Genomic DNA, 21,610 nt, shown 5'->3' on the forward strand with positions numbered 1-21,610 from the left:
AATTTATTTCGAAAGAGCCTTTCAACTAATTTATGAAAGGCTTTCTTGTTTTTAAACCGTAAAGAATGATTGAATTAAAAAATGTAACCAAAACGTTTTATCAGAAAGACAGAATTGTTGCTGCTTTATCTGATGTCTCTTTAAAGGTTCCTGAGGGAAAAATTTTTGGTGTAATTGGAACTTCCGGAGCAGGAAAAAGTACTTTGATTCGCTGCGTGAACTTGTTGGAAAGACCAACTTCTGGCGAAATTATAGTTGATGGAAAATCTTTAATGCAATTATCAAACGCAGAATTGGCGATTGAGAGAAGACAAATCGGAATGATTTTTCAGCACTTCAATCTGCTTTCTTCAAGAACAGTTTTTGATAATGTGGCTTTTCCGTTAGAACTGGCAGGAATTTCAAAAAGCGAAATTAAAACGCGTGTTTTAGAATTATTGCAATTGGTTGGATTGGCGGAAAAAGCAAACGATTATCCGGCAAGTCTTTCTGGCGGACAAAAACAAAGAGTGGCGATTGCAAGAACTTTAGCCAATAATCCGAAAGTGCTTTTGTCTGATGAAGCTACAAGTGCGCTTGATCCTGCAACAACAAGATCGATTTTGAATTTATTGAAAGACATCAACAAACGTCTGAACATTACCGTTTTGCTGATTACGCACCAAATGGAAGTGGTAAAATCGATTTGTGATGAAGTTGCGGTTATCAGTCACGGAAAATTGATAGAGCAGGGAAGTGTGGGCGAAATCTTTGCAGATCCGAAACATGAACTGACAAAAGAATTTATTTCTTCTTCGCTTCATATCGAGATTCCGTCTGTTTATCAGGAAAAATTGCAAAAAGATGACAACGGTAATTTGAATCCATTATTGAAACTGGAAATGACAGGAAAATCAGTTAACGAGCCTGTTATTTCAGAAGTCTCAAGACTTTTTGATACCGATTTCAAAATTGTCAGCGCGCAAATGGATCAGGCTGGCGAGGTTAATTTTGGCGTGATGCTGATTGAACTTTCAGGAAAACGCGAAAATTACGATGCAGCGATTCAATATTTTAATTCAAAACACATTAAAACAGAAATTTTAGGTTATGTCTGATTCTCTTATAGATTTATTGTTAAAAGGAACATGGGAAACCATTGTTATGACTTTTGTATCGGGCTTTTTCGGTTTTTTATTAGGACTTCCAACAGGAATTTTATTGTTCTTGACTCGTAAAAATCAGATTCTGGACCAACCCGTTTTAAACAGAACATTATCAGTTATAGTAAATGTTTTTCGTTCCATTCCATTCATTATTTTGATCGTTTGGATGATTCCGTTTACACGTGCTATTGTTGGCACTTCAATTGGCGTTAGCGCGGCTTTGGTTCCGTTGAGCATTGGTGCAGCGCCATTTATTGCCCGTTTGGTAGAAAACAGTTTGTTGAGCCTTCCGTCTGGATTAATCGAAGCGGCGAGAGCATTGGGAGCAACACCTTTGCAAATTGTGTACAAAGTATTATTGCCAGAAGCTCTTCCTTCTTTAATCAATGCAGCTTCTATTACTTTAATTACCCTTGTCGGATATTCTGCAATGGGCGGAGCTGTTGGAGCAGGTGGTTTAGGACAAGTCGGTTATCAGTACGGATATATTGGTTATGATGCCGTGACCATGAATTCGGTTTTGGCATTATTGGTCATTTTGGTATTCGCGATTCAGTTTGCTGGAGACCGATTATCAAAGCGATTTGATCACAGATAATCAATTAAAAATTTAGAATTAAAAATTAAAAAATAGAACAATCATGAAATTAAATATTTTAAAAACTGCCGGGATATTTGCTTTGTCTTTTGTTTTGGTTAATTGCGGAAACAAAAAAAACAACGATCCACATTTTATAAAAGTGGGTGTGGCATCGGGACCAGAATTAAAAGTGGCTGAAGCGGCTAAAAAAGTGGCAAAAGAAAAATTCGGATTGGAAGTAGAATTGGTTTCGTTTAACGACTACGTAATTCCAAATGAAGCTTTAAGCCAAGGTGATATCGATGCAAATGCTTTTCAGCACAAACCATATTTAGACGAGCAGTCTAAACAAAGAGGCTACAAATTGGCCATTATCGGAAATACATTTGTATACCCGATTGCAGCTTATTCTAAAAAAATAAAAAGTCTTTCTGAATTGAAAAACGAAAGCACGATTATTATTCCAAATGATCCAACAAACGGCGGACGTTCTTTACTACTTTTACAGAAAAACGGATTATTGAAACTAAAAGAAGGTGTTGGTTTATTGCCAAAAGTAACAGATATCGTAAGCAATCCTAAAAATTTAAAAATTTTAGAGTTAGAAGCGCCTCAATTGCCTCGAGCTTTAGACGACCAGAATGTTTCTATCGCGATCATCAACAATACTTTTGCGTCTGCAGCTGGATTGGTTCCTTCGCGTGACGCTTTGTTTGTTGAAGATAAAGATTCACCTTATGTAAATTTGGTCGTAAGCCGTGAAGACAATAAAAACGAAGAAAAAGTAAAACAGTTTTTACAAGCTTTTCAATCTCCAGAAGTGGAAAAAGCAGCTGAACGCGAGTTTAAAGGCGGTGCTGTAAGAGGCTGGTAATTTTTTTTAAGTTATGAATTATGAGTGTGATGACACTTGTAATTCATAGCTCATTTTTTTTGTCGTATAGCATATATTCAAACATAGCCCGTGGTTTCAACCACGTGAACACATCAGTAAAAATCATAATTCAAAACTCAAAACTCATAATTTTATAAAGTAATTTTTTGATTTTGTAAGGCTTACGTTTTTTGGTTGAACTAAATTAGAGTTCAATTTTAAAGCAAAAGCCATGAGATCAATTTGGACAGGTTCGGTAAGTTTTGGATTAATTAATATTCCGATAAAAATGTTTTCGGCGGTGCAGGAAAGCAGTTTGGATATGGACATGCTTGATGCAAAAGATCACGCCAATATCAAGTTTAAGCGTGTCAATGAAGACACAGGAAAAGAAGTAGATTTTGCTAATATCGTAAAAGGGTATAATCTTGAAGGCAAATATGTTATTCTGGAAGATTCCGATTTTGAAGCTGCAGATGCCATTAAAACCAAAACAATCGATATTGAAAGTTTTGCTTTCGAAAAAGAAATTGAAAGTATTTATTACGAACAGCCATATTATCTAGAACCCGATAAAGGCGCGATGAATGCGTATGGATTGCTTCGTGATGCGCTTGAAGCTTCAGGAAAAGTTGGCGTTACGAGATTTGTTTTAAGAAACAAAGAAAGTCTGGCTATTTTAAAACCGTACAAAAATGTCATTGTTTTAAACCGAATTCGTTTTGAACAGGAAATTAGAAGTACAGATGAATTAAAGCTTCCGCCAATGTCCAAAAAGTCTACAAAAGAAATGGACATGGCCGAAAAACTAATCGATCAGCTTACCGAGAAATTTGATATTTCTGGTTTTAAAGACGAATATACCGCCAAACTTTTGGATATCATTAAAAAGAAAGCCAAAGGAAAACTCAAAAAAACTGCTCCAAAACTAAAAGTCGTACACAAACAAAGCGACGACTTAATGGAAATGCTGAAAGCCAGTTTGGAAACCAAAAAGAAAAAATCTTCTTAAACGTTTTGATTTTCTTCTAGTTTGTGAATAATCTTTTTAATATCGGCTCCTTTTGATAAAACGGGAGTCCACAAATCTCCTTTTTTCTCAAAACGTTTCAAGACATTTTTGATGGTAAATTGCGACGGATGCAGTTTTTCATTCACTTCGCTCCATTCCAAAGGCGTAGAAACTGTCGCGCCAGGTTTTGGTCGAACAGAATACGGGGCCGCTAAAGTTTGCCCACGTCGGTTTTGCAAGAAATCGATGTACAGTTTATTTTTTCTCTTTTTGATGCTTCTTTCAATTGAAGTAATATCTGGAAGTCTGGATTGCACTTCTTTTGCTATTAATTCGCCAAGAATTTTTATGGAATCATAATCATATTTCGCGCCAAGCGGAATATAGATATGCAGTCCAGAAGCACCCGAAGTTTTACATAAACATTCGGTTTCCAATTCGTCTAAAACTTCTTTCACCACCAAAGCGGTTGTTATCACAGGAGCAAAATCATTTCCTGCAGGATCCAAATCAATTACCAGCCAATCTGGATTCTGAATGTGTTTGGTTGTCGAGTTCCACGGATTCATTTCTATACAGCCCAAATTTGCCATATAAAGCAATGTTTCCTTATTATTACAGATGAGATAATCGATGTCGGCATTATTAGATTCTGAGAAGACTTTTTTGGTTTTGAGCCATTTCGGAATTTTATCTACATCAACATCTTTCTGATAGAAGCTCGGCGAATCAATTCCGTTAGGAAAACGGTTCATTGATTCTGGACGGTCTTTTAAATAAGGCAGAATCAATTCTGAAACTTCATTGTAATAATGAATAATATCGCCCTTAGTGATGCCGTCTTTTGGGAAATAGACTTTGTTTTGATTAGTAAGATGCAAAACTGTTTTTCCGACTTTTAAATCGTAATCGTTTTCTGTTTTTTCCTTTTTATTTTCTGGTGTAATTGTCATTTCATCTGAATTTAGTTGAGTTGAATCGTCTTTTGGGAATGATAAAAAAACTTCCTCTGCTTTTTTATCAATTCGAATTCCGAGGTAAACGGGATGTCTTAAATGTTGATCTTGAGTCCATTCTGAAAATTTAACCTGACACACCACTTTTGGATTTACCCACTGAATTTTATCGCGTATCGGAATTTTTTCGTCAAGCGGAGATTTGGCTGTAAATAGCGGTTCTAGTTTGGTATATAAATCTTTTAGCGTGCTTTCTGTAAAACCAGTTCCGCATTTGCCAATATATTGCAGTTTTTTGCCATCGTATTGTCCGAGTAAAAGAGCGCCAATATATTTTCTGGAATTTCGCGGTTCGGTAATGCCGATTATAATAGCTTCTTCTTCATTTGCTGTTTTTATTTTAAGCCAGTTGGTGCTTCTTCGATTTATAGTGTAAGTGCTGTCTGCTCTTTTGGCAATAATGCCTTCAGTTTTATTTTTAACGGCTTTTTCAAATTGTTTAATTCCGTCGCCAAGGGTATGTTCAGAATAAGAAACATTAGAAAAAGGATATTTATTAAAGAGAATTTTGAGCAGTTCTTTTCTTTCCAATAAAGAGAGTTCCGTAATGAGATTTCCGTCCAAATTCAATAAATCAAAAACATAATATTTTAGATTCCCGATTCCTGTTTTCATATAGTTTTGAAGCAGCTGAAAATCGGCTCTTCCAGCATCATTTTCTACTACAATTTCGCCATCCAAAACTACAGTGTGGTCAATTTGTTTTAATTCTTCGGCAATGGGTTTGAAATTAGCATTAAAAGAAAGCTCGTTTCTGCTGAACAAATCAACCTGTTGCGGATTAATAACGGCAATCGTTCTGTAGCCGTCGTATTTATTTTCAAAAATCCATTCGTCATCATCAAAAGGTTTTTCGCTTACGCTGGCAAGCATGGGTTTTAAAAATTCGGCGATGTCAGCTTTTGGGTTGGACTTTTTTTTTACTGCTTTTTTCTCAGTAGTTTTCTCTTCGCTTTTTGAAGTGAGCTTTTCAGATTTTTCAACCAATTGTTCTAGACTTCTTTTAGAAATAACCGATTTATTCTTCTCTAAAATATCTTCTTCAGAAGCATATTTATCATTTTTCTTAATTAGCAGCCAAGCATTTTCTTGTTTTCCATGAAGCTTGACTAAAGAAAATTCACCTTTCAATTTTTTGCCCTTTAAAATAAAACTCAAATGTCCTTTTGCCAGATCGCTCAATAATTTTTTTTCGTCAGAAGCCGTTTTTTCATCAGAAGTATAGGTTCCGTTATCCCATACAATTACATCTCCAGCACCGTAATTTCCTTCTGGGATGGTGCCTTCAAAATCTTTATAGCTGTACGGATGATCTTCGACCATCATAGCTAGACGTTTCACTTCAGGATCCATCGACGGGCCTTTTGGCACTGCCCAGCTTTTTAAAACACCGTCCATCTCTAACCTAAAATCGTAATGAAGATGTGACGCAGCATGTTTCTGCACGACAAAAATTAGCTCGCTTGCTGATTTTTCGATTTTTCCTTTCGGTTCACGCGTTTGTTTAAAATCTCTTTTCTGATTGTATTTAGACAGTGACATAAGCTTTTAGAAGGGTTAAAATAGTTAGTATAATAGAGTAGAGCGCGGTTGCTGTGACGGCAAAAATAATATGGGCAAAGAACAGCTGAATGTAATAACCTTTAAAATCAATTGGGGGTTGATGGTCGGTCATTTTAAATATAACGATCCAGCTTAGTATTCCAATTACACCACTGATAACGCCTAATATAAGCGCACTGAGTGGCGAAATTGGCAAAATATTCTTCACCCATACCATATGATATCCCATAACAAATAGAAAACCAATAATATAGTGTATCAGCCATCCCCACGTTTTCCGAGATTTTTCGGAAAGGGTGATGTTTGTTTTCTTTAGAGCAAAACTCAATAAAACAGGTTCTTTATACAATTCCCTGAAATTCTCCGACATCACATAACTAAACCAAGTCATAGCCGATGTCGCCCCAATAGCAACTAAAATTAATTGTATAATGATGAAAAAAATCATAAGCTTTTTTTTGAATTAAACTCTATTTCAAAGGTACTTTCGGAATGGCTTTTCCTGTTATAGGATTAACAAGTTGTAATTATATAATTATAAGTAAAGTGCTGATTTTCATTTTGATTGTGATTAGAATGTTATAATCCTTAAGCTTAATTGTATAAAGTTAAACCTAAAAAGCCTCCTAAATTTGTTGACCTATTTTAGAGAAATGTCTCACAAACCAAAGTAGAAATTTATAGTTCATTGAATGATAAATGTAAAATCAACAGAAAATGAAAAATTCAAAAAAAACAAACCAAGACAACTCGGATGGCAAACAGAATGATTTGGAATTTAATAAATCTAGTGCTCAGAATGAGTTTTTAACTACTAACCAAGGCGTTAAAATTAATGACGATAACAATTCTTTAAAGTCAGGAGAAAGAGGTCCGTCTCTTTTGGAAGATTTTATACTGCGAGAAAAAATTACCCATTTTGACCACGAGAGAATTCCAGAGCGCATCGTTCATGCGCGAGGTTCGGGAGCTCATGGTTATTTTGAATTGTACAAAACAATGGAAAAATATACCAAAGCGGGCTTCTTAAACGATACCAGTATTAAAACGCCTGTTTTTGTTCGTTTTTCTACCGTAGCAGGTTCTAGAGGTTCTACAGATTTAGCTCGAGATGTTCGCGGCTTTGCAGTCAAATTTTATACTCAGGAAGGCATTTTTGATTTGGTTGGAAATAATATACCAGTATTTTTTATTCAAGATGCAATGAAGTTTCCAGATTTAATTCATGCCGTTAAACCAGAACCTCATAATGAAATTCCTCAGGCGGCTTCGGCACATGATACTTTTTGGGATTTTATTTCACTAATGCCCGAATCAATGCACATGATTATGTGGGTGATGAGTGACAGAGCGATTCCGAGAAGTTTAAGAATGATGGAAGGTTTTGGTGTCCACACTTTTAGATTTGTAAATGAGAAAAATGAATCTCATTTTGTAAAATTTCATTGGAAACCCAAATTAGGCACGCATGGAGTTGCTTGGGATGAGGCGCAAAAAATATCAGGAAAAAATCCAGATTTTCATAAGCAAGATTTGTGGGAAACCATAGAGGCGGGAAATTTTCCAGAATGGGAATTAGGCGTTCAGATTATTCCGGAAAGTGACGAGCATAAATTTGATTTTGATTTGCTTGATCCAACAAAATTAGTTCCAGAAGAATTGGTTCCGGTAACCATTATCGGAAAAATGGTCTTAAATAAAAATCCAGATAATTTTTTTGCAGAAACCGAACAGATTGCGTTTCACCCAGGACATATTGTTCCTGGAATTGATTTTACAAATGATCCGCTGTTGCAAGGAAGATTATTTTCATATACTGATACTCAATTGTCAAGATTAGGAAGCCCGAACTTTCATGAAATTCCAATTAACAGAACCATTGCTCCAATGCACAACAATCAGCGCGACGGACATATGCGTCAGGAAATTGCGGTGGGAAAAGTAAGTTACCATCCAAATTCTTTAGGTGGAGGATGCCCGTTTCAAGCCAAAATGGATCAGGGCGGATTTGTGAGTTTTAATGAACGTGTTGATGCCCATAAGGTACGAGCAAGAAGCAAAAGTTTCTCGGACCATTTTAGCCAAGCAAAACTTTTTTATAATAGCCAGACTCCTGTAGAGCAAGATCATATTGCGAGTGCTTTATCTTTTGAATTAGGAAAAGTCGAAGCAATTTCGGTAAGAGAAAGAATGCTTGGGCTTTTAAATCAAGTTGATGCCAATTTAGCTGCAACCGTTGGAAAAAATTTAGGAATTCCAGTTCCAAAAGATATAGAAAAACCGATTAATCATGGAGTTGGAGCAGACGATAAAGGTACTCAAGAACCTAGTAAAGTAAATCAGAATATAACTCATTCAGATGCTTTGAGCATGCTTAAAAATCCGACGCTTTCGAATACCATTGCAACGCGACAAATTGCTTTTTTATGTACAGAAGGCGTAAGTGCCGATTCGGTGAAAGCGATGAAAACAGCTCTGCAAAACGCAGGCGCAAAAGCGATTATCATAGCTCCGCATTTAGGAACAATTGTTTCTGAAGAAGGTACAGAAATTTCAGTTGATCAAACCTATAAAATTGCGGCTTCCGTGCTTTTTGATGGTGTTTTTATTCCAGCTGGAAAAGGAATTGCCGATCTTTCAAAAATTAAAGAAGTTAAAGAGTTTTTAAATGACTCATATCATCACTGTAAATTTATTGCAGCTGAAGGAGAAGGAACTCAGATTATAAAAAGCAGTAGTGATATAAAAGACAAAGATCCAGGAGTTTTAATGAGTGAAAATAGAGCCGATAAAACTTTAAGTGTTTCTTTTATAAAAGCTTTAGGAAAACACCGTTTTTGGGAAAGAGAAAAAACTTTATAATAATTGCACAATTGGCTGTCGAAAAAGACAGCCATTTTTTTTAGAATAAACAGCTGTTTATGCGCATTTATATTCAAATATAGGGACATTCGGAGAGGAATTTCATTGCATTCTCATGGCTGAAACCACGGGTTATATGAAAATTATTTCGCTAAAATTATTTCCAAACTTTCACTCAAAATAGAAACTGCTTTTTCCATTTCTTCTTTTTCCAAATGTCCAAATCCTAAACGTGTAGCAGTAAGATTTTTGGTTTGGTATAAAATGGTTTTCGGCAGAAACAAGCTATTATTGGCACATTCCTTTTGAAATTGTATCAGATTAAAGTGATCTAGCCACTCAATCCAAATGGCCAATCCTCGAGGCGGAATCTTAAATTTGATTTTACCTTTTAGTTTTTCGTTTAAAAGTGAAACAAAATAATCGCGACGTTCTTTATAAGTCTTTTTATTTTTTTTGGAAAGCCGATGCACTTCACCTTCGGTAATCCATTCGGTTAAAACTTGTTCTTTTATAACATCTATTCTTGGTTCGAGAATGTTTTGATGTTTCTCTAGTTCCTTAATAAATTCTGCTGGCGCAGCCACAAAACCATAACTAAAACCTGAAGGGAGCGATTTCCCGAATGAACCGATATAAACCACTTTTTGGTTGGAATCGAAAGCGGCCAAAGGCAAAACTGGATTATTGTCGTAATGAAAATCAAAATCATAATCGTCTTCCAAAATCACAAATCCATATTGATTGGCCAATTCCAAAACTTCGATTCTCTTTTTAGCGCTAAGCGAAATGGTCGTAGGATAATGATAATTGGAGGTCAGATATAAAACCCTGATTTTTGATGTTTCGCAAATTTCCTTCAAACGCTTGGTGTCAATTCCATCCGCATTTACAGGAATAGAAATAATTTGTGCTCCCGTATTGGTTAGCGTCATATTTGACATATAATAACCTGGAGAAGCTACAACAACTTTATCTTTGGGTGCTATGAGCACTTTTGTAACCAGATACAATGCAATTTCATGACTGCTTGCCGTAAGAAGATTGGAAGTAGAAATGCGGATTCCGCGGGTTAAATTCAGATAATTAGAAAAATGAGTTTTAAAGTTCAAATGCGAACGCAATTCTATCTGTTCGTAAGTTTTGGATGTTTTTCTTCTTTTTAGTTTTGAGACATATAACCGACCTAAAACATCAGTTTGCACCAATCGTAAATCGGGCGTTCCGTCATTAAACTGATACGGCAGATTACTATTTTCTATGGGACTTTCAAGAATAGTAGAACGCTGAAAACTGAAACCGACATTATCGGACGAATTTTGTTCTTTCGAAATGGTAAATTCGGCTTTATTTTTTTGCTTTTGCTGCGATAAAATAAAAGTTCCTTTATTCGGAAGTGTTTCAATCCAACCTTGCGATTCTAAATCCTGAAAGGCTTTGATTAAAGTATTTCGGTTAACGGAAAGCACTTTACATAAAATTCTAGTGCCTGGAAGTTTGGTGCCTTCAGGAAGAAAACCCGTTTGTATGGCTTTGATAAACTCAAAAACGAGTTGCAGATAAATGGCAGTGCTCTCTTCTGGTTTTAGCTGAATAAAGCTTTTAAAAGGAATTTCAACCGGACTATCCATAATTTATAAACTAATACTTTTTATTGGTACGGCAAGATACTGCTTTTCTCAAAATTTTTAGAAAAAAGAAAAACGATCTTACAACAAGTATCAGAGCGATGACCAAATCAAACTATTACGTCCGGCTGAAATAGTATATATATTTTAATTTTAACACATAGAGACATAGTTTTTGTTTCGAAAAAAAGATGCCAAAAGAAACAAGTTTCCACACATCGCTAAGCTATGTTTATTTAAATTGAAACGCCTTTTTAAGTTTGCAAGACTATGTTTCTATGTGTTTTAAAAAAATAGTTAAACTTTAAAAATTAGTTTCTTTTTATAGAAGATCCACAAGATAAACGACCAGAAAACGGCATAAGACAATGCATAAGCAAGAGATGCATTTAACGGATTTTCAAAACAAGGTACAATTCCATGATTATAGATGTACGCCTGAAGGCCAATTTCTTCGCCAGCTTTTTCGGGATCTGCTACTTTTATAGTGCTTAAAACTCTCGGAATTATTCCAGAAAAGAAAAACACAATCATTGGGTTTACTCCCCAAATCAGGAATAATTTTGTCCATTTTTTATGCCCTTTAATATCGATTATGTAATACAATAATGTTAAACATAACGTTGCAATTCCAGCTGTATATAAAACATAAGAACTTGTCCAAAGTGATTTATTAATAGGGAAGAAGATGTTCCAAATTAACCCTCCAATTACTAAAGCAGTTCCTGCAATTGCTGTCTTTTTTACAATTTCGATTTTATCGACAGATAAGTTTAAAAGTTGGCCGATATACATTCCTAAAATTCCTGTTCCAATTGCTGGCAAGGTACTTAAGATTCCTTCTGGATCCCAAGTTTTAGACGATGCCCATAAATGACCGTTTAAAAGTGTATCGTCTATCCAAGCCGCAAGATTGGTTCCTTTGTCGAAATTGGCAGGACCAAATCCTGGAACAGGAATAAAAGCCATTACAAGCCAATATCCAACTAAAAGTCCAGCTAAAACTAAAAGCTGTGTTTTTAAATTTGTTTTTAGATATAAAATTGAAGTAAAGAAATACACAATCGCAATTCGCTGTAAAACGCCTGGAATTCTGGTGTCTTCAAAATGTTCAAGTCCGCTAAATGATAATGAGATAAGAATTAAAAATACACCAACGGCCAAAATGGTTTTGACTTTCATCGAAAAGTTTCCTAAAAGGGCGTAAGCTACTGCAAAAGCAACAATTAATCTCAAACTTAATAACGGAATTCCTTCTAAACCAAATAAATGGATTCTGCTGAAAACGCTTAAAAATAACCCTAAACAGAAAATTCGAAGCGAACGGACTAAAATTTTATTGAATACACTTCCATCAAAATGTTTTACAGGCATTGCAAATGGAATTGCGGTTCCCATTATGAATACAAAAAACGGGAAAACTAAGTCAGTAGGCGTACAACCATGCCATTCGGCGTGTTCTAGGGGCGGATAAATAGATGACCAGCTTCCCGGATTATTGACAATCGTCATTAAGAAGATAGTAAATCCTCTAAAGACATCGAGTGAGGTTAAACGTTCTTTTGTCATTGGTTTTGATAGTTTAGATTTTTTTTAAAGATGAAAGATGCAAGAAGCAAGATTTTTTATGCTCTTTGAGTTTGGAATTTGGAATTTAAAATTTGGAATTTATTTGATAATTGCATCTTGAATGATTTGTTGAATTTCTTCTCGGATTTTTCCTTTGGCTAATTTATTTTCGTCATTTACTACTTCTGGATAGGTTCTGTTAGATAAGAATACATACACGATTTCGGTTTCTGGGTCTGCCCACGCCATGTTTCCAGTAAATCCTGTGTGGCCAAAACTGGCTTCAGAAACACAATCGCAGGTTGGTCCGCCTTTGTGTACTCTTTTGTCAAATCCTAAACCTCTTAAAACGCCTTGATTTTTATAATAACAAGTATTAAAAGCATCAAAAGTTTGAGGAGAAAAGTATTGAACGCCTCCGTAATTTCCTTTTTGCAAAAACAGTTGCATCATTTTGGCAACATCCATAGCATTAGAAAAAATTCCCGCGTGACCTGCCACTCCGCCTTCCATTGCTGCGGCCATGTCGTGCACGTAACCTTGAATTGCCTGATGTCTGAAATAATTATCGATTTCAGTGGGAGCTATATTGCTTTTGTCAAATTTATCGAGCGGATTGTAAAGCGTATTCGTCATCCCTAATGTGCTAAAGAAATTTTCTTTGCTCAGATCTTCTAGCTTTTTATGTGTTTTTCTTTCTAAATATTCTTTTAAAATGATAAAAGTAAAGTCGCTGTATTTATATTCTTTTTTTAGTGCTACAGGACTTTCAGCAATGATTTTCATAATCGTGTCATGGTAATCATTTCGAATATAAAGATTGTCGGCTACTTTTGTTGTAAAACCGTTTTCGGCTACTTTTCGATAATATTTTTCAGAAGGCTGATTGTTTTTGTCTAATGTCGCTTTGTAAAACGGAATCCAAGCTTGAAGTCCTGCGTAATGGTTCAACAAATCTTTGAAAGTGATGTTTTCTTTGTTTGTTTTGGCAAAAAAAGGCAACATATCTTTCAGTTTGGTATCCAGTTCTACTTTATTTTTATCGTACAATTGCATCACATTTGGTAGTGTTGAAATTATTTTTGAAATCGAAGCAACATCATATAAATCAGAATCAGTCACTTTTTTTCCGTTATCATAAGTCTGCGTTCCGTACGATTTCTGAAAAATTACGTTTCCTTTTCTGGCAACCAAAACCTGCATTCCTGGAGCCATTTTCCCGTCAATTGCTTTTTGTGCTACGGCGTCAATTTTAGATAAAATTGCCGGATTCATTCCTGCATTTTCTGGAGCTGTAAAGGCCAGACGATTTAGTTTTTCTGTAGTTAAACCATCATTTACGTGGAAAGCATCATTGATGGAAACAGGCAATTTCCCTTTAGCTTCTATAGCACCAAAAATTAATTCTGCAGAAACGACTTGACTAATGTCTGAGTTTTGATACGAAACCACTAATCCTTCGATGTCATCAAAATTTGAAACGGATAAAAGCGAATATGGTTTTGCAAAAATGTCTAAAATTACTTTGTTATGTTTGGCAATTTCCTTCAGCCAAAGCATTTCTTGCAACGTAAATTCCTGTTTTTCCCAAGCTTTATTTACTTTATGATAACTGATAATAACCTTGTCGAATTTTTTCAATTCCTTATTCAGACTGTCAAGATTGGTGTCTTTAACTTCTGAGATTTCAGTATATTTTTTTAAGGTCGAAACAAAAGCGCTGTTCGTATCTTCACCTAATTTGATATACGCGATTTTTTCACTTAAATCTTTTATCGGAAGGATTTCTTTTTCGTTTTTTAGAACTGTAATTGCATTTTCATACAATTTATAATGTAAAGCATCATTTTGCGTCGGATTTAAATCATTGTATAAATTGTTTAAATCAATCGGCTTGTATTTGTTTAATCCTGCTTTGTATTTGTAATGCAATATTTTTTTTACTGAATGTGCCAATCGCTCTTCTGTAATTACTTTTTCGTTGTAAGCTACTTCCAATTTCTGAAAAGCAACGGGTACATTTTCTGGGCAAAGTAAAATATCATTTCCAGCCAAAATGACTGCAATTTCCAAATCTCCAGGACCTTTAAAATTGGCTGCGCCTTTCATCGCCAGACCATCAGTAAAAATCAATCCGTTGAAACCCAATTCTTTTTGCAGCAGATTGGTCACCACATTATAAGAAGCCGAAGATGGACAGTTTGGCTGTGATTCTAAACTAGGGATATTAAGATGCGCCACCATTACAGAAGCCAAACCTTCGTCGAATAATTTTTTGTATGGATATAATTCGACTAATTCTAAACGATCTTTAGAAAAATTTACGGTAGGCAAGGCGTGGTGCGAATCGGTTGAGGTGTCTCCGTGCCCCGGAAAATGTTTTCCTGTACAGAAAACGCCATTTCCTTGAATTCCTTTCATTAAAGCAATTGCTTTTTCGCTCACATTAACCTTATCTTCACCAAAAGAACGGTTTCCGATAATTGGATTTTTCGGATTAGTATTAATATCCAAAACAGGAGCAAAGTTAAAATGAACGCCGATTCGCTTGTTTTCGGCTGCCATATTTTTTCCCACATTTTCAATTAATTTTAGATCCTGAATCGCACCCAAAGTCATATTCCACGGATAACGGTATGTTGAGTCTAAACGCATGGCCAAGCCCCATTCAGCATCGATTCCGATCATCAAAGGAACTTTTGCTTTTGATTGGTATAAGTTGGTTAATTTCGCCTGACGAACTGGTCCGCCTTGGAAGAAAATAACGTTTCCTATTTTATAATCTTCAATCAGTTTGCTGATTTGGTTAACGTGTACAGAATCTTTGTTAGAATAGGCAGAAACCATAAACAGTTGCCCGATTTTTTCCTGTGCGGTCATTTTGTTATAAATGCTGTCAACCCAAGCCGTTTCCTGATCAGAATCTTTGAAAAAAGTTTTTTTCTCTGAAGTATTTTTTGGCACGTAAACAACAGTGTCTTTTAAAGGAATATCCTTTTTATCATCTGTTGCGCCATTATTTTTTTTGGATGCGCAATTGGTAATTAAAAATATAAAAGCGGCGTATAAACTAATTTTTATGAATGGATTTTTCATATCATTTTTTTTAAGAATCAATTTGAATTTAATGCTCTTACACTCAAATTGATTCATCAATAGTAATAACTGAATTAGAAACTTATTTCTTTTTCACTGCGTGAACTGGTAATAAATAATCCTAAATACGTAATTAATCCGTTTAGTATAATTAATTCATTGTCAAAAACATATCCTGCAAATAAAACTTTAGAATACTCATTGATGAAATAGGTAAACAACGGTGAAAGCAAACAGATAAAAGGAACTAGTTTGTCGTTTACATGTCTTGATTTTTGGAACAAACCAAAGGCGTATAATCCTAATAATGGACCGTAAGTGTAGGAAGCTACCTTAAAGATCATTCCCACTACAGAGCTGTCATTGATTGAGTTAAAAATTAAAATGATAAAAAAGACCAAAACAGAGAAACTGATATGTACTAAATGTCTAATTTTCACGGTGTTTTTCTTATGGCTATTTTCTGCTTTGTCCATTCCTAAAAAGTCAACACAAAAAGAAGTGGTTAAGGCTGTTAGGGCAGAATCTGTGGTTGCAAAAGTGGCAGCAATAATTCCTAGTAAAAATACAATTGCAGGAACAAGCGCTAAATGGTTTAAAGCAATTTCAGGAAAAAGTAAATCGGTTCTTGGTTTTCCTGTAATTAAATCGGTTGGAACAGCAATTCCGTTTTTGTTTGCATAGATATATAATAAGGCTCCGACACTCAAAAAGAAAATGTTGATGATAACAAAGATTCCTGTAAAAGTAAACATGTTTTTTTGTGCTTCGCCAATGTTTTTACAGCTCAAGTTCTTTTGCATTAAATCCTGATCCAGACCTGTCATGGCAATAGTTACGAACATTCCTCCCAGAATTTGTTTAACAAAATGGAATTTACTTCCCATAAAATCATCAAAGAAAAATATCTTAGAATAATTGCTGTTTTTTACTTCTTCAAATGCACTGATGGCACTCAAATCCATTCGGTCACAAATGAAATAAATGGTAAGAAAAACAGAAGTTACTAGAAAGAAAGTCTGTAAAGTATCTGTAATAATAATCGTTTTTAATCCGCCTCTGTAAGTGTAAGAGAAGATTAACAGTAGCGAAATTAAAACAGTAAACGCAAAAGGAACGTGATAAAAATCGAATACAAAACGCTGTAAAACGATTACAACCAAGTACAATCTGAATGCTGAACTGATAGTTCGGCTGATTAAGAAAATTGAAGCCGCTGTTTTATAGCTAAAAACACCCATTCGCTGCTCAATATAACCATAAATCGAAGTCAAATTCATTCGATAATATAGAGGCAGTAAAAGCTTTGTAATGACAATAAATCCAAGCGCATTTCCTAATACAAACTGAAAATACTTAAATTGTTCACCGCTTGGTGCTCCAACTTCTCCAGGAACAGATATAAACGTTACTCCTGACAATGCAGTTCCGATCATTCCGAAAGCCACTAAATACCATTTTGAATTTTTATTGGCTGTAAAAAAAGCTTCATTTCCGCTGTCTTTCTTGCTTACTCGATGTGAGATATAGAATAATGTTCCGAAATAAATGATAATAAGGAGAAGGATGGTACTTGGTGTCATTTTATAGTTTTGGTGATTTTTGGTTTTTATAAATTATTTAAAGCCGTTGGCTGCAATTATTTTAACACATAGAAACATAGTTTTTTTTAAATTTTAAAAAAGGCGTTCCATTAATTTAAGTAAACATAGGCTATACTATATGTGGAAACTAGTTTCTTTTATTTCTTTTTTTGACACAATCCTGAAATCTCAGAACTATGTTTCTATGTGTTAAATATAAACTAGAAGCTGTTTTTTAATTGACCTGACGGATTTTAGTCGGTCAGGTCGGTGTTAAAAACTCCAAAAAATGAATTTATTCAGCTTTTGAATTTGGATAAATCTATAAAAAGATTTTGATAGTGTGGTTTTTAGTTTTCCTGATTTTTGCTGTGAGCCAATAGAACAGCCCTTACACTTTTATGTTTATGCAATAATTCTTCAGCTACTTCATATTCAATTCCTAATTCTTCCATAATCATCTTAATGCCGCGTTTTACCAATTTTTCGTTAGAAAGCTGCATATCAACCATTTTGTTGCCTTTTACTTTTCCTAACTTGATCATTACCGAAGTAGAAATCATGTTCAAGGTTAGTTTTTGAGCTGTTCCTGCTTTCATTCTCGTACTTCCTGTTAAAAATTCAGGACCCACGATCAATTCAATCGGGTAATCAGCTTCTTGAGCAATTAATCCGTTGCTGATGCAAGAAATACTTCCCGTTTTAATGTTGTGTTCTTTTGCTTTTTTAAGTGCTCCTAAAACATATGGCGTGTTTCCAGAAGCAGCAATTCCGATAATCATATCAAGACTTGAAATTTCAAATTTGGCTAAATCTTTCCATGCTTGTTCGGTATCATCTTCGGCATTTTCAACTGCTTTTCTGATTGCAGTGTCTCCACCAGCTATAATTCCGATAATCATATCATGCGGGACACCAAAAGTAGGAGGGCATTCTGATGCATCTAAAATCCCGATTCTCCCAGAAGTTCCGGCTCCAATATAAAATAGTCTTCCGCCCAATTGCATTTTTTTCACAATGGCTTTAACCAGTTTTTCTATTTTAGGAATTTGCTCTTCAATAATATGCGGAACTTTTTTGTCTTCTGTATTAATGTTGGTAAGAAGTTCTTTCACGCTCATTTGATCCAAGTCTTTGTACAAAGATTCTTGTTCAGTTTCAGGATTTTTATTTTTCATTTTTCTTTTTTTTGATTTTTGAAACCGAGATTTTTCTAATATCAGGCTTCTCTATTTTACATTAATAGTTTGCTGTTTTTATCTAGAATAAAATTTAATTTTTAAACATAGAAACACAGTTCTTGATTTTTGTTTAAAAAGGTAACCAATCTTTAAAAAACAAACCAAAGAGAACTACATTTCTGCATAGCAATATATATGTGTGTGTGTTTATGCTAATCAAACGCTTTTTTGTAAGTCTATCAAAGTCTATGTTTCTATTGTTTAAAAAATTAAGTCTAAGGGAACTGAAGTATTATTTATAAATTAGATATTTTGTTCGCATTTTTTTGAAAGCTTCAAGATCTTTCTGCCAAGTTTTTCTTATTTGAGCTTCAGGAACACCACTTTCAATTTGCTGTTGCAGTTTTTTTGTTCCTGCGAGTTTGGTAAAAAATGCGTTGAAGAATTTTGTCTTGTCGCTGGTATTCTGATACGCTTTAATAAGCCATTTCAATTCTAATTGTTTCAATTTTGGATATGCGGTTAAATCTTCTCCAAAACATTCTTTTCCGTTGTATAAAGGATCTTTTGCACCAAAATTGGGCTTTGGAGTAAAGCTGAAATTGGTTTTGCTTAAATATGGAGAGCCGTAGATTTGAAATTGTTTTTCAGTTCCGCGTCCCATGCTCACATTTGTTCCTTCAAAAAGGCATAAACTGGCGTACAGATTTATAGATTGATCGTTAGGTAAATTTGGAGACGGTTTTACCAATAAACTGTATGGCATAGTTCTGTTGTAATCTATACAAGGAATGATTGTTAGTTTACATTGAGCGCCATCTTTCAGCCATTTTTCTCCATTTACCATTTGCGCATATTCGCCAATTGTCATTCCGTGAAGAAGCGGAATAGGGTGCATACCAACAAAACTGGTAAATTCTTTTTCTAAAAGAGGTCCGTCTACAATAGAACCATTTGGATTTGGACGATCAAAAACAATAAGCGGAACGTTGTTTTCTGCACAAGCTTCCATTACATAGTGTAAAGAAGAAATGTAGGTATAGAATCGTGCACCAACATCTTGCAGGTCAAAAATCATGACATCAATTCCAGATAACTGCGCAGGTTTTGGCTTTTTGTTGTCGCCGTAAAGTGAAATAATCGGCAAACCTGTTTTTGGGTCTTTTCCGTCAACAATATGTTCGCCGGCGTCGGCAGTTCCTCTAAATCCGTGTTCTGGAGCAAAAATAGTCTGAACAGCAATTTTTTTCTCCAAAAGGAAATCAACCACATGTGTTTTGTTGGATAAAATTCCTGTTTGGTTGGTTACAATTCCGACTTTTTTATCTTTTAAAAGCGGTAAGTATTTTTCGTAGTTGTCAGCTCCCGTTTTTATAACGGCATAATTGAGTTCCTCTGAATTATGGTGCTTAATTGGCAGAATCGCTGCCGAATATAAAGGCGCGCAAAACAGAAGCGCTGCAACAAAAGCACTTTTTGCTATATATTTTATCATTTTAAATACAGTTATTAGTTAAAGACGAATTGGACTAATAAAATTAATATTTTATCGGAGTATATGAATGTTTTAGGAAGATTTGGGGAATCTAAAAACTAACAAGAATAACCTGTATGAATCAGGTGTAAATTTTTATTTGGCTTTTTTATTGGTCACAACGTGTTTAAAAAGAGTATTTTAAAATACTGCCTCTAAAATTTCTCATTTCAGAGGCAGTGTATTATATGGAGGCAATTATTAAGTTTTACTATATTACCAGCCTGGATTTTGTTTTAATTCCACACCTTCTGCAGCGTATAAATTAATATCATTTGTTGGTATAGCGCTTAAGTAATTCTTTGGCGAAACAAATGTTCTTGCAACACCAGCAGCATAAGGAATTACATATCCTTCTGCGTTTACTTTTGTTTTAGAATTAGTTCCTATTAGAGCTACTATTTTAGCTCCTAAAGCAACATCAGGATTAGCATTTGTGTCTAAGTAATCTCCTTTTTTCCAACGCATTAAATCTTCTTTTCTCATGGTAGTCCAACTCATAAACTCGATTCTGCGCTCGCGACGAATCTCCCATATAATTGGATTAACAATTCCTGAAATTTGTTCTAATGCAGTTGTTCTTTGCGGGTCATCTATCTGTACTCCGTTAGCTGCTGCATTGGTGCCATCTGTAGTCAAAATTGCAATTCCTGCACGTGTACGAACTTTGTTAATTGATAGATTAAGATCGTTATTAGTAACTGTACCTAATTCTGCGCATGCTTCAGCATAATTCAAATAAACTTCGCTTAAGGTAAAAACCGGAGCATCAATCTGATTTTGTCCAATTGTGGTAACCTCTGTTCCTGTTGTCGCAGGATTATTATACAGCTGGAATACATAACCTGTTATAGAGGTTAAACCATTGTATGGCTTGTCTGAGTATGCGTAATCTGCTGTACTGAAAGCTTTAGCAAATCTTGGATCTCTATTGGCAAAAGTGTTGGCAATAGTGTTATCTCCTAAATATTGAGTATTTCCAGCTTGTTTAATTGGCAATCCGTTAGTTGTTACATAACTTTCTGCAGCAAATTTTGTCAATCCGTTTTGAACAGTAGAGGTATTGGTATAGGCTTGTATTCCATTTCCTAAAACACCTTTAATATACCTTTTTGCTAAAATTACTTCAGTATTTCCTAATAATTCAACAGAATTGTAAAGTGATTTCCAATCGGCATTTAATTTGTAAGAATTGTTATTCATTACAGCCAATGCAGCATCTTTTGCTTTTTGAAGATAAGTGCTTCCATTCTGTCCTAAATTGTATTTTCTGTAAGTACCTTCTGTTAAGCACACACGGCTTAATAATGCATAAGCAGTATATTTATTTACAGTAACATTATTGTCATCAACATTTAATAGCATTGGAATTGCTTCTTCCAAATCCTTAATTACATTGTCAATAACTTCTGCTCTTGATAAAGCGGGTTTGTATACGTTAGCATCACTTTGAGCCAAATATTGGTCTGTATAAGGCACATCGCCAAACTGCTGTGCTAAACGAAAATAAGTATGAGCTCTAAAAAACTTGGCAACACCTATATAGTGGTTTTTCTTCACTTGATCCATAGGTACATTTGGTACTCTTTCTAACATAAGATTACAACGACGGATCAAAGTGTAATATTCGTTCCAGTTAGAGTTAGTTGCATTAGGAGCCGTTAGAAAGTTAGTAAAAACGTTCATCGCCAAGTTGTCATCTATCAATCCTGTAGCGGTAGCATGAAAGTAAAAATCAGCTGTAGTACCAGCATTATTTCCGTATCCATTAAAGGTATTATAGTTTAGCCAAGAATATGTTTTTACGTTATTTTCTGATGTCCAAAAATTATCATCTGTAAATACATCTTCTGGTGGTGTATCCAAAAAATCTGAACAGCTAACAGCTAGACTTGCAAAAGTAAGCAAGGCAACTGAAAGTTTTATTCTGGAGTTTATTATAAATTTTCTCATTTTGATTCATTTTT

At 34.8% G+C, this 21,610-nt stretch carries 14 protein-coding genes; 5 read left to right on the plus strand and 9 right to left on the minus strand.

From position 1 onward, the window contains the following. Positions 1–65 precede the first annotated feature (65 nt). From metN to ku, 4 genes are all read left to right on the plus strand, one after another. On the plus strand, positions 66–1,097 hold the full coding sequence (gene metN, locus BB050_RS13595; protein WP_066033905.1) for a methionine ABC transporter ATP-binding protein MetN: 1,032 nt from the start codon (positions 66–68) through the stop codon (positions 1,095–1,097). Then, positions 1,090–1,743, plus strand: a complete 654-nt coding sequence (locus tag BB050_RS13600; protein ID WP_066033906.1) for a methionine ABC transporter permease MetI — start codon at positions 1,090–1,092, stop codon at positions 1,741–1,743. The genes metN and BB050_RS13600 overlap by 8 nt, the downstream gene beginning before the upstream one ends. A 43-nt stretch (positions 1,744–1,786) precedes the next feature. Beyond that, complete coding sequence (gene metQ, locus BB050_RS13605) at positions 1,787–2,599, plus strand: methionine ABC transporter substrate-binding lipoprotein MetQ (RefSeq protein ID WP_066033907.1); 813 nt, start codon at positions 1,787–1,789, stop codon at positions 2,597–2,599. Positions 2,600–2,831: 232 nt separating this feature from the next. Beyond that, positions 2,832–3,611 carry a non-homologous end joining protein Ku gene (ku, locus tag BB050_RS13610; RefSeq protein ID WP_008468370.1) on the plus strand — a complete coding sequence of 260 codons (780 nt, stop codon included), beginning with the start codon at positions 2,832–2,834 and terminating at the stop codon, positions 3,609–3,611. Here ku and ligD read toward each other — a convergent pair. Both ligD and BB050_RS13620 read right to left on the minus strand, forming a co-directional pair. After that, positions 3,608–6,169 carry a DNA ligase D gene (ligD, locus tag BB050_RS13615; protein ID WP_066033908.1) on the minus strand — a complete coding sequence of 854 codons (2,562 nt, stop codon included), beginning with the start codon at positions 6,167–6,169 and terminating at the stop codon, positions 3,608–3,610. The two genes, ku and ligD, sit on opposite strands and share 4 nt — an antisense overlap. Next, positions 6,156–6,638 carry a hypothetical protein gene (locus BB050_RS13620; protein ID WP_066033909.1) on the minus strand — a complete coding sequence of 161 codons (483 nt, stop codon included), beginning with the start codon at positions 6,636–6,638 and terminating at the stop codon, positions 6,156–6,158. Before BB050_RS13620 ends, ligD begins: the two co-directional genes overlap by 14 nt. A gap of 269 nt (positions 6,639–6,907) precedes the next feature. Here BB050_RS13620 and BB050_RS13625 point away from each other — a divergent pair, with 269 nt between their 5' ends. Then, the gene (locus BB050_RS13625) at positions 6,908–9,052 is read left to right on the plus strand and encodes a catalase (protein ID WP_066033910.1); all 2,145 of its coding nucleotides are present in this window, start codon (positions 6,908–6,910) and stop codon (positions 9,050–9,052) included. A gap of 143 nt (positions 9,053–9,195) precedes the next feature. Here the strand turns inward: BB050_RS13625 and BB050_RS13630 are convergent, their stop codons facing one another. From BB050_RS13630 to BB050_RS13660, 7 genes are all read right to left on the minus strand, one after another. Beyond that, on the minus strand, positions 9,196–10,683 hold the full coding sequence (locus tag BB050_RS13630; RefSeq protein ID WP_066033911.1) for an aminotransferase-like domain-containing protein: 1,488 nt from the start codon (positions 10,681–10,683) through the stop codon (positions 9,196–9,198). 294 nt (positions 10,684–10,977) lie between these two features. Then, positions 10,978–12,249, minus strand: coding sequence for an acyltransferase family protein (locus BB050_RS13635; protein ID WP_066033912.1), 1,272 nt, complete (start codon positions 12,247–12,249; stop codon positions 10,978–10,980). A 99-nt stretch (positions 12,250–12,348) separates the two neighbouring features. Beyond that, positions 12,349–15,345, minus strand: coding sequence for a glycoside hydrolase family 3 N-terminal domain-containing protein (locus BB050_RS13640; RefSeq protein WP_066035167.1), 2,997 nt, complete (start codon positions 15,343–15,345; stop codon positions 12,349–12,351). 74 nt (positions 15,346–15,419) lie between these two features. Beyond that, positions 15,420–16,928 (minus strand): sodium:solute symporter, encoded by a 1,509-nt coding sequence (locus BB050_RS13645; RefSeq protein WP_066033913.1) that lies wholly within the window; start codon positions 16,926–16,928, stop codon positions 15,420–15,422. A 350-nt stretch (positions 16,929–17,278) separates the two neighbouring features. Further along, the gene (gene murQ / locus BB050_RS13650; protein WP_008468383.1) at positions 17,279–18,106 is read right to left on the minus strand and encodes an N-acetylmuramic acid 6-phosphate etherase; all 828 of its coding nucleotides are present in this window, start codon (positions 18,104–18,106) and stop codon (positions 17,279–17,281) included. A gap of 295 nt (positions 18,107–18,401) precedes the next feature. Beyond that, on the minus strand, positions 18,402–19,604 hold the full coding sequence (locus tag BB050_RS13655) for an exo-beta-N-acetylmuramidase NamZ family protein (RefSeq protein ID WP_066033914.1): 1,203 nt from the start codon (positions 19,602–19,604) through the stop codon (positions 18,402–18,404). Positions 19,605–19,859: 255 nt separating this feature from the next. Next, positions 19,860–21,596 carry a RagB/SusD family nutrient uptake outer membrane protein gene (locus BB050_RS13660; RefSeq protein WP_066033915.1) on the minus strand — a complete coding sequence of 579 codons (1,737 nt, stop codon included), beginning with the start codon at positions 21,594–21,596 and terminating at the stop codon, positions 19,860–19,862. Between the last annotated feature and the right edge of the window lie 14 nt (positions 21,597–21,610).

This window comes from Flavobacterium anhuiense, assembly GCF_001705175.1.
In the GTDB taxonomy this organism is placed as follows: domain Bacteria; phylum Bacteroidota; class Bacteroidia; order Flavobacteriales; family Flavobacteriaceae; genus Flavobacterium; species Flavobacterium anhuiense.

What these genes read in the sequence shown, in the direction of transcription:
- metN (WP_066033905.1), top strand. Translation starts at nt 66, where the DNA reads ATGATTGAATTAAAAAATGTAACCAAAACGTTTTATCAGAAAGACAGA.
- ku (WP_008468370.1), top strand. Translation starts at nt 2,832, where the DNA reads ATGAGATCAATTTGGACAGGTTCGGTAAGTTTTGGATTAATTAATATT.
- BB050_RS13640 (WP_066035167.1), bottom strand. Translation starts at nt 15,345, where the DNA reads ATGAAAAATCCATTCATAAAAATTAGTTTATACGCCGCTTTTATATTT.
- BB050_RS13635 (WP_066033912.1), bottom strand. Translation starts at nt 12,249, where the DNA reads ATGACAAAAGAACGTTTAACCTCACTCGATGTCTTTAGAGGATTTACT.
- BB050_RS13645 (WP_066033913.1), bottom strand. Translation starts at nt 16,928, where the DNA reads ATGACACCAAGTACCATCCTTCTCCTTATTATCATTTATTTCGGAACA.
- ligD (WP_066033908.1), bottom strand. Translation starts at nt 6,169, where the DNA reads ATGTCACTGTCTAAATACAATCAGAAAAGAGATTTTAAACAAACGCGT.
- BB050_RS13625 (WP_066033910.1), top strand. Translation starts at nt 6,908, where the DNA reads ATGAAAAATTCAAAAAAAACAAACCAAGACAACTCGGATGGCAAACAG.
- BB050_RS13660 (WP_066033915.1), bottom strand. Translation starts at nt 21,596, where the DNA reads ATGAGAAAATTTATAATAAACTCCAGAATAAAACTTTCAGTTGCCTTG.
- BB050_RS13630 (WP_066033911.1), bottom strand. Translation starts at nt 10,683, where the DNA reads ATGGATAGTCCGGTTGAAATTCCTTTTAAAAGCTTTATTCAGCTAAAA.
- BB050_RS13600 (WP_066033906.1), top strand. Translation starts at nt 1,090, where the DNA reads ATGTCTGATTCTCTTATAGATTTATTGTTAAAAGGAACATGGGAAACC.
- BB050_RS13655 (WP_066033914.1), bottom strand. Translation starts at nt 19,604, where the DNA reads ATGATAAAATATATAGCAAAAAGTGCTTTTGTTGCAGCGCTTCTGTTT.
- BB050_RS13620 (WP_066033909.1), bottom strand. Translation starts at nt 6,638, where the DNA reads ATGATTTTTTTCATCATTATACAATTAATTTTAGTTGCTATTGGGGCG.
- murQ (WP_008468383.1), bottom strand. Translation starts at nt 18,106, where the DNA reads ATGAAAAATAAAAATCCTGAAACTGAACAAGAATCTTTGTACAAAGAC.
- metQ (WP_066033907.1), top strand. Translation starts at nt 1,787, where the DNA reads ATGAAATTAAATATTTTAAAAACTGCCGGGATATTTGCTTTGTCTTTT.